The sequence below is a fragment of the Sporosarcina sp. P25 genome (assembly GCF_002743235.1).
Taxonomy (GTDB): Bacteria; Bacillota; Bacilli; order Bacillales_A; family Planococcaceae; genus Sporosarcina; species Sporosarcina ureae_B.
This window is the reverse complement of record NZ_PDYV01000002.1, coordinates 214,381-231,037: the sequence shown is the minus strand read 5'-3', so window position 1 is coordinate 231,037 and position 16,657 is coordinate 214,381. Positions and strand designations below refer to the sequence as shown.

The following is a 16,657-nucleotide window of genomic DNA, read 5'->3' as shown; positions in this document are numbered from 1 at the left end:
GAAGAAGGATTGCTCCTTCTCTCGCCATTTTATGATAAGCGTGTACGTTTTGGTTTTAAATCAATCGACAACTTATCTTTTAGTGAATATTGTTTTGCTTCTTTGAATGTAATGAATTTTTTATGGTTTGGATCATACAAGCGATAACGTAATGATTCAAAACTAGTCTTCAATGTAATGGTTGTAGCTTTTTGTAATGGCGGAGTCAATTCATGCGCCATTTCCAAGTTATAGTTTGGTACTCGCGGTGCCAAGTGGTGTACGTGGTGGAATCCGATATTGCCTGTTGCCCACTGAAGAGCACGGGGCAATTGATAATAAGAACTTCCCTCAACTGCTGCTTTCACGTAATCCCAGTCAGATTCCTCTTCAAAATAAGAATCTTCGAATGTATGTTGGATGTAGAACAACCAAATACCAAGAGCACCAGCCGTGAACATCATAGTACCTTGAATTAGCAAGAATGCTTTCCAGCCAATAGCTACAATTAATACTGTATATACTGCAGCTAAAATGATGTTGATCAAATACGTGTTCATACGCTCTTTCTTACGCGCGTCTTTACGGTTAAAACGACCTGCGATTAGCACCAAATATAAAGGTCCAAATCCAAATAAGACAATAGGGTTACGGTAGACACGGTAGCTGAAACGCTCAAACTTAGAAGCATTTTTGTACTCTTCAACAGTCATGACCCAGATATCTCCAACACCGCGTTTATCTAGATTGGAACTAGTTGCGTGGTGAATCGAATGTTCTCTTTTCCATTTTTCATATGGGAATAATGTCAACACGCCAGTGATTGTTCCTACAATGCTATTCGCTTTTTTATTGCGGAAGAATGAACCGTGCGTGCAGTCATGGAAGATGATGAATGTGCGAACTACAAAAAACGCTGCAACGATTGACAACGCAACCGTTAATATGACAGATATACTTAGACTTTGGTATGCCAAGAACCATAAGATAAATATTGGTGGAATTGTATTGATCATTTGAACGATACTCTTTTTCAAATCAGACTTCGCGAAAGGTGCGACGTCTTTATGCAGTTGCTTCGTTTGCTCTTTACTCATGTTTGACTTTCCCTCCTATTGGGTTTGCTAGTACATTAAGAATAACTTGTTTACAGCAGGAGAGGTAGACATAGATGTCATGACTTTGAGATGACAATTGTCATATGTTTTGAGACTGGCATAATAATACACGATACATGTGTTAGGTTGTTGCATAACTTAGTAGTGTAAACTTGAGTTGTGAAGTATACGCTTCTTACTCCCCGCATAACAAACCGATATTTATCCTCAAATACTTCTACCTTTCGCTGTACATTCTTTTTATAATCGTTCAGAATATACAACTATAGAAAGGAATGTATACTGTGCGTGAATTATCAATTCGTTTATTATCCGTTTGGATTATTTGTATTTTATTTACCGGATTTTTTGCCTATATTGCTCGATCTATTCACTTGCAAACGATCTCTAGTTTTGATGAACCTATAATCGACTTTGTGCAAAGCGCAGAAGCCCCGGGGCTGACGTCTATTATGAAATTATTTACTACCATCGGTTCTACTACATCCGTTACTCTGCTGGGCATACTGACACTTGGAGTGTTGTTATGGAAGAAATATCGCGCTCAAGCAGTATTATTCACTATAGTACTGATTGGGACAGGCATTCTAAATCAAGTACTCAAACTCATCTTCAAACGGGCACGTCCTGATTTTAATCGTCTGATCGACATTGGTGGTTATAGCTTCCCTAGCGGACACACGATGATGGCATTCAGCCTCTATACGGTACTTGCTTATATCATATGGAGAAATTTAAAAACTACAGGAAGCCGAATTGCAATCGTAATTGTCGCGATTTTTATGATTGTGATGATTGCGGTCAGTAGAATTTATTTAGGGGTTCATTTCCCAAGCGATATAGTGGGGGGAATACTGGCTAGTTCAGTATGGTTGTTCACATCAATTGCGATGTATCAGAGATTCCAGAGAAAAAAGGGTAAATAAATTTGATGAATGAAATGTAATGTTTGTAAAAAGGAATGACTATCTATGTGGAAAGAGTTTAAGGAATTTGCATTTAAAGGAAATATTTTTGATTTGGCTATCGGAGTAGTCATCGGCGCAGCATTCAGTACTATTGTTTCTTCGCTGGTAGAACATATTATATCTCCGATTATTGGGATATTATCGGGCGGCTTAAATTTCTCAAATTTAAGTTTTGAATATCGTGACGCTGAAATTATGTATGGGAAATTCATCGAAGCTGTCATTAATTTCTTAATTGTAGCAGGCTCTTTATTCCTCTTTCTTCGTCTGCTTATTAAGCTAAAGATTAAAAGAGAAGACCCTGTTGAGGAAAAACCTCAAGAGAAATCACTGGATGCAAAAGAGGAATTACTGACTGAGATCCGCGATTTATTGAAAAGCGAACGACAAAATAATTGCTAGTTATTCATTTGATCCGACAGCTGACACAGTTGTCATGTAAAGTCCATTGCAACGCGCCTGACAAGGTGTTACAATGATAGGCAGGATACTGATCAAAGGAGTGGATATTCATGTGGTTCGTCTATATCATGTATGCATTGTTTGCATTTATTCTTGGTGGAACAGTACTTGGACTAGTCCGTACGTTTAGCAGTAATAACTAATACAACATAACAGCAGTGAATGAGGGGCTATAGCCTATTCATCCACTGCTGTTTTTATATACACTAAAGTCACTGACGAAATTAAGAAATCATCTATGTGCTCGCATCCAGTTCACACTTTTCGTGAAACGAATAAGATTTTCTGATATATTTTCACTCATCGTCGTATCCAATCCTTTAAAGAATGATAGAGGATTACTTTACATAAAAAGCGCAAGGCAGAAACGAGAAACCCGTCTCTCCTTGCGCTACTATTAATGTTTCATCAATCTACGCTGTTTACGAAGTTCACGTCGTGCAGGGGCAGTATCAAAAAGACGTTTTTCCATTTCTGTTTCGGGATACACTCCCACCACCGGTATCGGACGATTTGTGTCATCTACCGCAACCATTGTACAGAATGATTCCGTCGTCAACTTCACTTCACCTGTTACCAAGTTTTTGGAATGAACTGAAATAAAGACTTCCATAGATGTTCGACCAACAGAAGTGACTACCGCTTCAAGTTCGATGACATCGCCAAGCAGGGCTGGAGAAACAAAATCGACAGAGTCGATCGAAGCGGTAATCGCAGCTCTAGTCCCCGCATGTTTCATAGCTGAAATAGCTGCAATCTCATCGATATATGAGAGGACTTTCCCTCCAAAGATGGATTCAATATGGTTCGTGTCCGGTGGTAAGACTAGCTTACTTTGGATCGTTCTTGACTCGCTCATAGGTTTTCGTTCAGACATTACGACAACTCCCTTTTTAGTACGTTCATTTAAGTATACATAAAAGAAGGGAGTTGACGCCAATATTCGCTAAATGTATTGCCTATTCGATTAGATAATTCTACGTACACTACACACATGATCGGCATAAACGGAATTTCTCAGATCAATTTGTTCAATTAATTTCCCAGTTGAAGGTGCATGAAGTATCTTTCCGTTACCTACGTACATGGCTACATGATGAATATACTTCTTTTCATTCTTAAAAAAGATTAAATCACCTTTTTGCCAATCCGCAGAGTCGAGCGAGATCGGCCTACCCTCTTCCGCCTGATCTACTGCATCACGTGGCAAACAAATGCCACACGCTTTCCATATAGTACGGACGAATCCTGAGCAATCAAAACCCCAGGCAGACATGCCGCCCCATAAATACGGCAAGCCAATGAACCGTCTTCCTACAGTTAGCGGACGGTGAATAGATTCTTCTCCCACACGCTCGACATCAGATGCATTTAGCAGTTTCCAACCATGCGGTGTCCAGACACGTATCTTCTTGCCGCGCCTTTCTACAAAAGGAAAAATTGTATTAAAAGAAACACGTAAAAAGAATGTGCCGGATTCATCAAACAGTGTTGCTTTTGGATTCATCACTCTGACAAACTCTTCTGTCTGTATTCGTTTCTTCATGGAAAGCTGAACAAGTGGTACCCACCCCGGATAGCCTCGTGAATTCTTGCTAGTTGGCTGGGAGATCGCAATGATGCGCGCCCAGTCACCAACTACTTCTTCGACAATCACAGATTCACCATATAATAATTGCGTCTGAATTCGGTTTTTGTCACTCAGCGCTAGACGTTCTTCATAGGATAACTGGGAAAGCCATCTATCGATTTGCACGGGATGGTCCAAGGCAGGAAGATCGGCCACACGGGGAGAATCAGGGTCAGTCCATACCGTCGCAACGCTGACCGCACACATCCATTTCTCATTCACACGCATGCTCCTTTACCCATTGAATCATCCGTTTTGAATCAAAACCTAGTCCTGACTCTTTGCTAAACTCCATATGCGATCCTTGATAGAACACGCCGCCAGCAGAAAATCCTTCTGACAATAACAGGGGCGCGTCTAAATCTACTCGTGTTATATTGGGGTGACTCGCTGCTATATGGGCAGCTGCCGTCACCCCAATTGCTGTCTCCATCATACTTCCGACCATACACTCTACGCCATTTACTTCAGCCATTGCATTGATTTTCAAAGCTTCTCGGATCCCTCCCGACTTCATCAATTTGATATTCAGTACATCCACTGCGCGCATCTCCAGCAACTTCTTTGCATCTCTTGCTGAAAATAATGATTCATCTGCCATGATTAGCGTGCTTGTCTGTCTTGTCACGTCTCTCAAGCCTTCTACATCATATGCGGCAACTGGCTGTTCTATTAATTCCAAATCAATTCCGTCATCTTCCAACTGGCGAATGAGGCGAATGGCTTCTTTTGGTTTCCACCCTTGATTGGCATCAAGACGAATCGTAATATCTTGGCCGACGGTTCGACGAATAGCATGAATCCTTTCTCTTTCCTGTTGAAAACTACCTGTACCGACTTTCACTTTTAGCGTATCAAAACCTTTGGCAACATGTTCTGCCGCCTCCTTGGCCATCTCAATAGGTTCCCCGACACTGACCGTCAAATCCGTTTTTAGGCTTTGCTGGTAGCCACCTAACACTTGTACTAAAGGTAACCCGCAAAGCTGTCCGAATAAATCATGTACCGCCATGTCAACCGCGGCCTTTGCACTCGTATTTCCTATAATGGCCTGTCGCATTCTTTCCATCATTACTTCTCGCTGTATGATATCTTGGCCAATCAATAGGGGCGCAAGAATAGTATCAATGACATAACGAATACCAACGATGCAATCGCCTGTTATGACATGCGTTGGCACCGCTTCTCCCCAGCCAATCCGGCCGTCATCAGTTGTTATTTTTATAATGACCGATTGTACCGTATGAACAGTTCGCAATGCCGTGATAAATGGTTTACGTAATAAAGATGACACGAGGAATGTTTCCACCGTGCGAATTTGCAATTACTCCACTCCCGGTAAGATAGTCAGCGTCTTGCTATTTGCATCCAAACGTCCTTTCACGCCAAATGGGATTGCGATATTCGGTTCACAATGGCCGATACGGAATCCTTTTACGACAGGCTGATTTAGTTTGCCGAAATACTGTTCAAACACTTCATCCATCGTGAGGGAAGCATTTGGCTTGCTCGGTGTCGCTTTGGCGAAATCACCAATCACGATACCTGCTGCTTCACGAAGCTTACCTGCTAGTCGTAATTGATTAAGCAGCCGATCTACTTTATAAGGCTCTTCACCGACATCTTCCATTACAAGCAATCGATTATTTGTCTTAATCTCAAACTCACTACCTAGACTGTTGACTAGTTGTGTCAAATTACCACCGACCACTTCGCCTTCTGCAACACCGCCTACAAGTGTTTCGAGTGGCGAGATGGCTTCCGAGTAATGAATTTCAACTGGCGTAAATAATTGTCCAAACATTTTGCCAGACATTTCATGAAACCCATCTTGTGCGACACATGATGCGAGCATCGGTCCATGGAATGTAACTAGTCCTGCTCCTTGACGAATCGCGGTATGTAGATACGTAATGTCACTGAACCCCCAAAATACCTTCGGATGGTCATGGATCAAATCGAGATCTAGTTGTTCTGCGTAACGCGCCGAGCCGTAACCGCCACCTGCACAGAGAATTCCCTTCACTTCAGGATCTTTAAACATCTCATGCAAGTCAGCAAGCCGGTCCTCATCAGTCCCTGCCAAATAACCATTTTTCTTATACACAGACTGGCCCACTTTATAGCGTAGACCCAATTGCTCCAAAAATTGAAATGAACGCTCCAATACTTCACGCTCTACAGGACTAGCAGGTGCCACAATCCCAATTACATCACCTTTTACTAAATGTGCTGGACGAATCATTCTACTCATCACCCTTTCTACGTCCTACTTTATCATATTCAAGAAACACCATCGTCATCACGAGATTTCTAATACAATTGAAATAGATTGTGGGTAATTTTAAAGTTATCCCCTTTATGAACAGCCAATCCCCAAGTATTGTGTATACTTCATATAAAATTACTTAACTAACAGAAAAAGTTATTCACAATTTCTCTTTTGTGGATAGTTTTATAACATGAAAAAACGGACAACTGAAATGTATCAGTTGTCCGCAACATTATTGGCTATTGGTGAGTTGATTTTTCGATGCGTTAATTAATGTCCGAACCTTTTCATAATCTCCTTCATGAAGGGCCGTCACGATCGCACTTCCAACGATAACGCCGTCAGCAAGTCCGCCAAGTGTGCGAACATGTTCCGGAGTAGATATACCAAACCCAGCGAGAATAGGCACGGAACTTGCTGCCTTTAAACGCTTCAAGTGACCTTCGAGTCCTTCTGTAAATGATGAACGGACACCTGTGATACCGTTGACTGTCACTGCGTAAATGAAACCTTCTGCTGCTTTCGCAATGGCTTCAATTCGTTCAGCTGGACTCGTTAGAGAAACTAATTGAATTAACGCTACATCGCTATTCTTCAGCGCTTCTTTCAGTAAGCCACTTTCTTCAAGCGGCAGATCCGGAACGATTAAACCATAGACACCACTTGCTTCACAATCCGCTGCTATTGACTGCAAACCATAGCTAAGCACCGGATTCAAATACGTCATGATGACTAGTGGAATCTTCACTTCTTCTTTGAATGAAGCAAGTTCTTTCATAATCTTTCGTAATGTAATGCCTTCAGCTAACGCTCGCTCACCAGCTTGCTGAATCACATCGCCATCTGCTACCGGATCGGAAAATGGTATCCCTACTTCAATCGCTGTTGCACCTGCTTCTTGCAAGAATAATATAGTTTTCTTCAACGTCTGTAATCCACCATCACCCGCCATGATATAAGGTACAAACGCCTTGTCTCCCTGTTCATTACACTGCATAATCGCTTGTGTCACTAACTTTTTTGTCATGTAGATTGACCTCCTAGCGCATCACGTACTGTTTGCATGTCTTTGTCACCGCGCCCTGATAAACAGATAACGAGTAGCTCATCTTCTTGCATTTCTTTCGCTAACTGCACTGCATAATACACGGCGTGCGCACTTTCAAGGGCCGGAATAATTCCTTCTACACGCGAAAGCAATTGCACCGCTTCAAGTGCTTGTTGATCCGTAACGGAATCATATTGTACACGCTGGATATCAGCTAAATGGCAATGCTCAGGTCCTACTGCAGGATAATCGAGACCTGCAGAGATGGAGTGCGCTTCTTGAATAAATCCATCAGCATCTTGCAACACGTACATGTATGCACCGTGCAAAACGCCTTCTTGTTTACCCGCAATAGCGGCCGCATGTTTGCCTGTTGAAATACCACTACCAGCCGCCTCTACTCCGTATAACTTTACATCTTGATCTTCGACGAATGGGTGGAACATACCGATCGCGTTACTCCCCCCACCAATGCAAGCTACGACCGCATTAGGTAAACGTCCTTCGTGTTCCACAATTTGCTTACGTGTTTCATCACCGATTACTCGCTGAAAATCACGGACGATTTGCGGGAATGGATGCGGCCCTAAAGCCGATCCAAGAATATAATGTGTATCCTCTACATTCGAAACCCAATAGCGCAATGCTTCATTGACCGCATCCTTCAATGTACCTGAACCTTTATCAACGGAAACTACTTGCGTACCGAGTAGTTCCATACGAAAAACATTCAGTTCTTGACGACGGATATCTTCTTTGCCCATGAATACAACACATTCAAGACCGAGTAACGCACAAGCAGTAGCAGTTGCCACACCATGTTGACCCGCTCCTGTTTCTGCTACAATTTTCTTCTTGCCCATACGAATCGCAAGTAAGGCCTGGCCTAGAGAGTTATTAATCTTATGAGCACCTGTATGATTCAAATCTTCTCGCTTCAAATAAATTTTCGCGCCACCCGCATGCTTCGTTAAACGCTCTGCAAAAAACAAAGGCGTTTCACGACCTACAAACTCTTTTAGATAATAATCCAGTTCTTTTGAAAAGGCAGGATCTTGCTGTGCTTCATCGTAAGCAGTTTCTAACTCCTGCAAGGCGGTCATCAATGTTTCCGGCACGAACTGCCCTCCGAATTTACCGTAGCGTCCTTTAGTTTCTGTTGTCATGACGATTTCTCCTACCCTTCGCTGTATGAATGAACGTCTGAATACGTTCCGTGTCTTTTTGCTTCTCTATCTCCACTCCACTTGATACGTCAACCATATATGGGTTCACTTGTCTCAACGCTTCCTGCACATTTGCTGCATGCAGACCACCGGCTAAAATAATCTGTTCTTTTGATACTCCTACATTTTCAAGTAATGACCAGTTGAACGTCTTACCACTACCACCTTTGTATTCAACGCCTGGTGTATCGAATAAATAATAATCCACGTCATAGGTAGCAGCGAGTTTCACATCGTCTTCATTTTCGATAGCAAGTGCTTTAATAGAAGGTAACCCTACTTGTTGAATAAAAGCAGGAGTCTCATCGCCATGGTACTGGATGTAATCCAATGGTACTTCATTAAATATCTTTACTAGTTGCTCTTTCGTTTCATCAACAAAGACTCCAATTTTTAAAACAGATGGTGGAATGAGTTTTGCCAGTTTCTGCGCCTGCTCTATCGTCACTTCCCTGCGGCTTGGTGCAAATACAAAACCTATAGCATCCGCGCCTGCATCAACAGCTGCTTGTACATGTTCCGGTTTCATCAATCCGCAAATCTTTACTTTTGTCATGGACGAATCACGTGTTTTTCTACTTGCAATGCTTGTAGAGCTTCTTTTACTGAATCACTGCGCATTAACGATTCTCCGACAAGTACTGCACTCGCTCCAGCTTTTGCCGCACGTTCTGCATCCTCAGGTCCCCAGATCCCGCTTTCACTGATGAACACACGCTCTTCATCGAACGGGAACTGTGACGCGATTAGTTCTGTTTGCGCTAGATCTACTTCGAATGTATGCAAATCCCGGTTGTTGACACCAATGATTCTCGCATCGATTGACAATGCGCGGTGCAACTCTTCAGTGTTATGCACTTCCACTAGCACATCCAAGCCTTCTTCATTGGCATACGTATACAGACTTCCGAGTGTTTCGTCATCAAGTGCAGCCACAATCAATAAAATAACAGATGCACCTGCGCTTTTCGCTTGGTCAATCTGAATTTTATGGATCATAAAGTCTTTACATAACAATGCGATTGGCACGGCATCCGCTACTGCAGACAAGTCTTCAAATGATCCTTTGAAGAATTCCCGATCAGTCAATACTGAAATACACGCAGCACCTGCTTCATAATAAGCAGTCGCTTGTTCAACCGGATTTGCACCTTCTGCGATCAAACCTTTAGAAGGAGATGCACGTTTCATCTCAGAAATGACTTGCAGTTTTTTCGCTTTTATCAATGTCTGATAGAGTGACGGACGTGAAATCTCTCGTTCTGGAAATATTGTGTTGCTTGCTAGCAATTGATCTACTTCTATTTTCTTCTGTGCAATAATCTTATCTAAAATCGTCATTGGATAACCGCCTTTTGCCGAATCATTTCGCTGAATGCGACGACCGCATCTAATTTTTCTAACGCTTTGCCTGATAAGATACTTTCAGTAGCTACTTTCACACCTTCTTGAATGGTGGAAACTCGGCCATTTGCAAATAAACCGATTCCCGCATTCAACACCACTGTATCAAACTTTGGTCCACGTTCTCCACTTAAGATTGACCGAGTAGTTGCGGCATTTTCTACTGCGTCTCCACCTTTTATCGCTGACAACGGCGCATATTCCAGCCCTACGTCATCCGCCGTTAATGAAAATGGAATTAAATCCCCATGATCGAGAAGTACGAATTCATTCTGGCCGGCGAGAGATGCTTCATCCATTCCGCCTGCCCCACTAACCACAATTGCTCGTTCCCGTCCTAGCATCCTGAGTACTGAGGCATATTCCATGATGAAATCCGGACGGTTAATACCAGTAAATTGCGTTTCAAGTGATACAGGATTCGTCAAAGGTCCAACTAAGTTGAAGATCGTTGTTTTACCAATTTTGTTTCGTATAGCACCAATTCGTTTCATTTTCGGATGAACAGCTGGTGCGAATAAGAATGCAATTCCTTGTTGTTCCAGCAGATTCTGCATATCAGTTATCTGGAAGTCGGAATGAATGCCAAGTGCGTCCAGGACATCTTGGCTTCCTGATGCGCTGGAAATTTTACGGTTACCGTGTTTCGCAACCTGGACCCCAGCACCCGCCAACACAAATGCAGCTGTCGTACTAATATTGAATGTATTGACTCCGTCTCCACCCGTTCCGCAGTTATCTAGATAACGTGCCTCTTTAGGTGTTAGATCATTTGCATATGACTTCATAACGGCTGCCAATGCCGCTACTTCATGTGATGTTTCACCTTTTTTTGATAACGCGATCAAAAACTGTGCAATTTGATCTTCATCTGTTGCTTCATTAAACATCAGCTCAGCGGCTTCTCTCATCTCTTCATACATAAGGTGACGTTGCTTCTCTACTATGCTTAAAAACCTCTCCATACTCATCTCTTCCCTTCTCGTCTAGATGTTTACGTGATCTTTCAGTAATGCCTGTGTCTTGGTAATCACTTTGTCATTTGTGTTGCTTCTAGTAAAGAACGAGCTTTATTGGACGTTTCTTTATATTCTAGTGAAGGGACAGAAGCCCCTACTATGCCGGCACCTGCCTGGACATACGCTTTGCCTTCTTTTACGAGCATTGTACGGATCGTTAATGCGAAGTCAATATTACCGTTTAGACCAATGTAGCCGATAGCGCCTCCATAAATTCCACGATGCTGATCTTCCAGTTCATCAATCATATCCATGGCGACCGTTTTAGGAGAACCGGTTACAGTACCCGCTGGCATTGTCGCTTTTAACGCATCCAGTGCATGTAATCCTGGAGCCAGGTCACCCATCACTTCGGAAACTAAGTGCATAACATGTTCATAACGAACTGTTTCCAAGTAATTTGAGACTTCAATCGTTTCGGGACGACAGATTTGTTGCAATTCTTTCTTGCTTACTTCCACTAGCATATCGTGTTCGGACAGCTCTTTCGGATCATGGCGTAATTCGATTTCGAGCGCTTCATCTTCCGCTTGATCTCGCCCTCTTCTGCGTGTGCCCGCAATCGGATTTGTTAATACTTTATCTCCAGTGACACGCACAAGACTTTCGGGCGACGTTCCGATTACTGTATGATCTTCAAACTCCATGTAATACATATACGGAGATGGATTGCGGCGACGCAGTTTACGATACAACGCAAATGGATCACCTGTAATATCTGCTTCAAAGCGACGTGACAGAACGACTTGTTCCGCCTGTCCTTCTTTAATTGCATCAATAACAATCTGAACACGACGCTCAAATTCTTCCTTGGAAATAGCACAACGATAATCAGATAGAGAAACACTATCCTCTTTATCGACGGAGCCATTAACAATCATGTCTTCGATGGCGTCCAAGTCGGGTGCTTCGTATACCGGATTGATTTCTGTATGCAGTAATGTCACTTCGTGCAATTGATGGTCATAGATCACAATCGTATCGTAAATATTAAAGTAGACATCCGGCATTTGAAGATCATCAGCTGTTCGTTGTTCACCATTCCTAGCTGCACCGTATCCTACATAACCAACCGCACCGCCTGTAAACGGAAATCCTGCATCTTCCGTAATACGAGGCATGAGACGCTTCAATAAAGTATACAGATCTCCTTCATGCGTATAGGTTCTATTCGTTGAGTAGACGATCTCTTCTACTACACCATCCCGACCACGATAGGCTTTTTGCGGATTCAGTCCAATGAATGAATAGCGCCCTGACCCATCTGCTTGCGAAGAACTCTCCAATAGGAACTTATGGTTTCCTTTCAATCTTCTAAATATCAAAATAGGAGTTAAGGAATCTCCTTCAATCTTTCGCGTCGTTACCCGTAAGTTCTTCTGCACTGTCATCATAATCATTCTCCTCTTCTCTATGGACTGCTGTATAGTTCTTATAATTAAATAGAAAAAGCCCTCTGCAAACAGAGCCAGTTAGCCTGTTGCAGAGGACGATTATGTAACCGCGTTGCCACCTCAAATTGAAGCACCGAAGCACTCCCACTTTATGTGTTTTCACACTGCCCTTAACGCGGGCAAACGTCTGTTTTTCATCAAAACAGCTGCCATAAGTCCATTCACGAATGATGTGTATCAGTTTTCACCAACCACTGATTCTCTAGGAAGCACATGCAATCGCTACTCTTCTTATTCATATCTTTTCGCTATTCTCTTCTCTGCTAACTCATCTCATCTGCCGGGACGATTCCGCTATCGAAACCTTCTGTCCATCTAGTTATTATACTTATCTTAATATGCTGAATCTTTAATGTCAACAATTTCTTACGGGAAAAATGCTATAATTAGCTTATGGTAAAAAGTGCGGAAGGAGAATCTTTATGCGGATCAATAAATTTCTAAGTGGTGCAGGTATTGTATCCAGACGAGGTGCAGATCAGTGGATTGCCGACGGTCGTGTGAAAATCAATGGACAATTGGCAGAGCTTGGAAGTAAAGTCGAGGCAGGCGATCAAGTAGAGGTCGACGGAAAACTAGTCGAACAAGAAGAGCAGTTAGTGTATATTGCACTGAATAAACCAGTAGGTATCACTAGTACAACAGAACGTCATATTGAAGGTAATGTTGTAGATTTTGTTAACCACCCATTACGAATTTTCCACATCGGACGTTTGGACAAAGATTCCGACGGTTTATTACTATTAACAAACGATGGTGATATCGTCAATGAAATCCTGAGAGAAGAACACGGTCATGAAAAGGAATACATCGTGACCGTGGATAGTCCCCTAACCGCCTCATTTATTTCACAAATGGAAAACGGAGTGAAGATTCTCGATACTGTAACGAAACCTTGTACGGTGAAAAAACTCGGTCCTAAAACTTTTTCTATTATATTGACGCAAGGTTTAAATCGTCAAATCCGTAGAATGTGCGCAGCTCTCGGCTATCATATACGCCGCTTGCAACGTGTGCGGATACTTACTATTGAACTGGGTGATCTCCCGATTGGTGAATGGCGAGAACTAACAGATACAGAGCGTGATAAGTTATTCAAAACACTTCAATACGAACCGAAAAGATAAAAGATCATGGAGGCCCTACAAAGCTTCCATGATCTTTTTCCTATGCAATGCTCTAATATTTCTAATACCTCTAATAACCTACATTTATTTACTTCAATAACTAGTTCAAAACTCTCTTGTTCATGTTATAATCAGACAGTTGATGTATTTACTTCTACCTATTAGGTATTTTTATATAATTTCACAACTCTTAGCTTCCAAATCAAGGACTATTCTATCCCCTAACTTTACTTAAAGAAAGGATGTGCCTTTATGGCGTTATATACTCCTAGTATTTCTTCACATCTGTCCACATTACTTGATGAAAAGTTCTGTATTTCACTCATCGATGTAAATGGTCATCTCACCTATGTAAATCAGAATTTTTGTGAGCTGACAGGCTATAGCGAAGATGAATTGATAGGTAGGACGTGGAAAAAGTTAAATAAAAGTCTCTCTGTTGAAGAGATGCTTTATACGCTTACAAAGCATTTTCTCCATGCTACCGTCTATCAAGAGTCTATACAAATTTATTCTAAGTCAGGTACAGTGCACTGGTTGGATATCAATATTGTTCCCATTTATGATTCTGCCGAAAACTTAACGGGTTATCTCTCTCTCGATATTGATGTCACCCGATCCAAACTGGTATCAAACGAGTATGACAAAACCCGTACCGACTTGCAAAACTTTAAATATGCACTGGATGAATCAGCAGTAGTCGTTATTACTAATCCTCAAGGCGTAATTACTTATGTCAATAATCGCTTCTGTATCCTTTCGGAGTACTCACGTAAGGAACTGATCGGCAAAACACATCGTGTAGTCAACTCAGGTACACATCCTAAAAGCTTCTTTGTGAATATGTGGGAAACGATTCAGTCCGGACAAGTATGGAGAGGCGTAATCCGTAATAAGTCTAAGTCTGGAAACTTTTATTGGGTCCATACTACTATTGTTCCGTTTATCGGCCAAGACGGTAAACCATTTCAATATATTTCCATACGCCAAGATGTGACCTCTCAGATGGAAGCGGAAAAATCACTGGAATTGGCATTAAAAAATGATTTTACTATGACCGTGAAAAATCTTCAAAATGCTATTTTTAAATATTCTTTTGATGAAAATAATCAAATCAATATTACATTACTAGAAGGAAAAGTAGCCGAACAACTGGGTATCACTGCGAATACACTTAACCAGCTCACAACGAATAAAGCGTTCATGTCGTCTACATTTAAGCGACAGCTTCTTGGAGCTTTACTGGGCCGAGTTGGACAGTTTGAAATTGACTATCACTCAAGAACTTTTCTAGTTTATCTCTCTCCTATTTTTGAAGGTGAGAATGTAGTCGAAGTTGTCGGTACCGCCAGTGATATTACCGATCGTAAAGAAGTTGAACGTTTAGTAGAACATATGGCATTTCACGACCATCTAACTGGATTGCCAAATAGAAGGTTACTGAAACAGACAGTGGAAGACTTAATTGAGACCCGTTTAAACAACCAACAACCTTTTGCCCTGCTTTATATGGACTTGGATCGTTTTAAGAATATCAATGACTCCATGGGGCACTTTGTAGGTGATCAACTGCTTAAAGCGGTTGGTGCAAGATTACAAACACTCGTCAGACAAAATGACTTGGTCGGTCGACTTAGTGGAGACGAGTTTCTTATTCTGTGTTCTTCTACGACGAAACAAGGTGCACAAATGGTGGCTCAGCGAATCGTCAATGAAATATCAAAATCTTTCCTTATCGATTACTTAGAAGTCTTTATTGCTCCAAGTATCGGGATCAGCATGTTTCCAGACGATGGGGCACAATACAATACGCTTATTCGTAATGCAGACTCTGCTATGTATTTAGCAAAACAATCTGGTAAAAGCACCTATCAATTTTTCACAGAAGAACTTTATAAAGACTTGATGGAAAGAACGTTAATAGAGATGGAATTACGTCAAGTACTTCAAAAAAAGGAATTGTCATTACATTACCAGCCGCAATATGAATTCAACACAGGAAATATGATTGGTATAGAAGCATTAGTACGCTGGCAACACCCTTCTCGAGGAGTGATACCTCCCGGACAATTCATACCTATAGCTGAAGAAACCGGGATGATTCTTGCTATTGGTTTATGGGTGCTAGAGACTGCTTGTAGACAGGCGAAAGAGTGGCAAGACTTAGGCTACACTTCACTATTGATGAGCGTGAATGTTTCCTTACGCCAGTTTAAAAGTAGTAGTTTCGTGGCAGATGTTAAGAACACACTTCATAAAACGGGCCTTCAGCCACAATACTTGAATATTGAAATTACAGAGAGTATGACATCTGACGTGGATTATTGCCAAAGTATTTTACAAGAGCTACGTGATATCGGTATTAAAATTAGCATCGATGATTTTGGAACAGGCTATTCCTCATTAAGTTATTTAACTAAGTTTCCTCTGACTCATCTTAAAATTGATCAATCTTTCGTCAGAGAATTGCATTCAAATTCGGTGATTGTCAAAGCTATTATTGATTTGGCTAAGAACTTACATTTACGGGTGATTGCTGAAGGGGTCGAAACTTACGAACAGGCCGAATTCCTCAAGAAACTAGAATGTGATGAAGCACAAGGATTCTTGTATTCTAGACCCGTGCCGCCTAACGAACTTCTACAGTTACTTAATAATATAAAGTCTTGAAATATGAGGCTGGGATATCACTAGAAAATAGTCCGCTCTCCTACGCTATAAAAGGCACGCTCCTGTATCTCAAAAGTTACTTTTATAAATACGTAGTCAAAAAGAAAAATGCATGAAGGAGAAGAATGATCCTTCATGCATTTTTGGGTTTTGTCCCAGCCTCACTACTTTTATATGTGATCAACGATAAATTACTTTTTCATCAAGGTAGTACTAGAAATATTATTCTTCCTATTGATTTTGTGCTATAGTTTTCTTTATATTTCAATTTTTTTGACAT

General features: G+C 41.5%; 15 protein-coding genes and 1 other annotated feature. Of the genes, 4 read left to right on the top strand and 11 right to left on the bottom strand.

Going from position 1 to position 16,657, the window contains the following annotated elements; all coding sequences use genetic code 11:
- Positions 1–29: 29 nt before the first annotated feature.
- Positions 30–1,076 (bottom strand): Delta(5) desaturase DesA, encoded by a 1,047-nt coding sequence (gene desA, locus CSV70_RS02880; RefSeq protein ID WP_099628518.1) that lies wholly within the window; start codon positions 1,074–1,076, stop codon positions 30–32.
- 305 nt (positions 1,077–1,381) lie between these two features.
- Between desA and CSV70_RS02875 the strand changes: the two genes are divergently transcribed.
- Complete coding sequence (locus CSV70_RS02875; RefSeq protein ID WP_158232375.1) at positions 1,382–2,023, top strand: phosphatase PAP2 family protein; 642 nt, start codon at positions 1,382–1,384, stop codon at positions 2,021–2,023.
- Between the two features lie 45 nt (positions 2,024–2,068).
- Positions 2,069–2,467 (top strand): large conductance mechanosensitive channel protein MscL, encoded by a 399-nt coding sequence (mscL, locus tag CSV70_RS02870; RefSeq protein ID WP_099626705.1) that lies wholly within the window; start codon positions 2,069–2,071, stop codon positions 2,465–2,467.
- 457 nt (positions 2,468–2,924) lie between these two features.
- Here the strand turns inward: mscL and CSV70_RS02865 are convergent, their stop codons facing one another.
- The 10 genes from CSV70_RS02865 to CSV70_RS02820 all read right to left on the bottom strand — a co-directional run bounded on the left by CSV70_RS02865 (position 2,925) and on the right by CSV70_RS02820 (position 12,520).
- Positions 2,925–3,404, bottom strand: a complete 480-nt coding sequence (locus tag CSV70_RS02865) for an acyl-CoA thioesterase (protein ID WP_085132062.1) — start codon at positions 3,402–3,404, stop codon at positions 2,925–2,927.
- 90 nt (positions 3,405–3,494) lie between these two features.
- Complete coding sequence (locus CSV70_RS02860) at positions 3,495–4,379, bottom strand: C40 family peptidase (RefSeq protein WP_158232374.1); 885 nt, start codon at positions 4,377–4,379, stop codon at positions 3,495–3,497.
- Positions 4,372–5,481, bottom strand: a complete 1,110-nt coding sequence (locus tag CSV70_RS02855; RefSeq protein WP_085132064.1) for a mandelate racemase/muconate lactonizing enzyme family protein — start codon at positions 5,479–5,481, stop codon at positions 4,372–4,374. The genes CSV70_RS02860 and CSV70_RS02855 overlap by 8 nt, the downstream gene beginning before the upstream one ends.
- On the bottom strand, positions 5,482–6,411 hold the full coding sequence (locus CSV70_RS02850; RefSeq protein WP_085133593.1) for a S66 peptidase family protein: 930 nt from the start codon (positions 6,409–6,411) through the stop codon (positions 5,482–5,484). It lies immediately after the preceding gene.
- A 250-nt stretch (positions 6,412–6,661) separates the two neighbouring features.
- A complete protein-coding gene (trpA, locus tag CSV70_RS02845; RefSeq protein ID WP_085132065.1) occupies positions 6,662–7,456 on the bottom strand; it encodes a tryptophan synthase subunit alpha in 795 nt (264 codons plus the stop codon).
- The gene (trpB, locus tag CSV70_RS02840; RefSeq protein WP_085132066.1) at positions 7,453–8,643 is read right to left on the bottom strand and encodes a tryptophan synthase subunit beta; all 1,191 of its coding nucleotides are present in this window, start codon (positions 8,641–8,643) and stop codon (positions 7,453–7,455) included. Before trpB ends, trpA begins: the two co-directional genes overlap by 4 nt.
- Positions 8,627–9,259 (bottom strand): phosphoribosylanthranilate isomerase, encoded by a 633-nt coding sequence (locus tag CSV70_RS02835; RefSeq protein ID WP_099628515.1) that lies wholly within the window; start codon positions 9,257–9,259, stop codon positions 8,627–8,629. Before CSV70_RS02835 ends, trpB begins: the two co-directional genes overlap by 17 nt.
- The gene (trpC, locus tag CSV70_RS02830) at positions 9,256–10,044 is read right to left on the bottom strand and encodes an indole-3-glycerol phosphate synthase TrpC (protein WP_085132068.1); all 789 of its coding nucleotides are present in this window, start codon (positions 10,042–10,044) and stop codon (positions 9,256–9,258) included. The genes CSV70_RS02835 and trpC overlap by 4 nt, the downstream gene beginning before the upstream one ends.
- A complete protein-coding gene (gene trpD / locus CSV70_RS02825) occupies positions 10,041–11,072 on the bottom strand; it encodes an anthranilate phosphoribosyltransferase (RefSeq protein ID WP_369802568.1) in 1,032 nt (343 codons plus the stop codon). Before trpD ends, trpC begins: the two co-directional genes overlap by 4 nt.
- 65 nt (positions 11,073–11,137) lie before the next feature.
- The gene (locus CSV70_RS02820) at positions 11,138–12,520 is read right to left on the bottom strand and encodes an anthranilate synthase component I family protein (protein ID WP_233191749.1); all 1,383 of its coding nucleotides are present in this window, start codon (positions 12,518–12,520) and stop codon (positions 11,138–11,140) included.
- A gap of 88 nt (positions 12,521–12,608) precedes the next feature.
- Positions 12,609–12,828, bottom strand: a binding site (T-box leader).
- Positions 12,829–13,002: 174 nt separating this feature from the next.
- Here CSV70_RS02820 and CSV70_RS02815 point away from each other — a divergent pair.
- Both CSV70_RS02815 and CSV70_RS02810 read left to right on the top strand, forming a co-directional pair.
- Entirely contained in the window at positions 13,003–13,707 is a 705-nt protein-coding gene (locus tag CSV70_RS02815; protein ID WP_085132071.1) for a pseudouridine synthase, read from the top strand.
- A 252-nt stretch (positions 13,708–13,959) separates the two neighbouring features.
- Complete coding sequence (locus CSV70_RS02810) at positions 13,960–16,377, top strand: bifunctional diguanylate cyclase/phosphodiesterase (protein ID WP_099628513.1); 2,418 nt, start codon at positions 13,960–13,962, stop codon at positions 16,375–16,377.
- Positions 16,378–16,657: the final 280 nt, after the last annotated feature.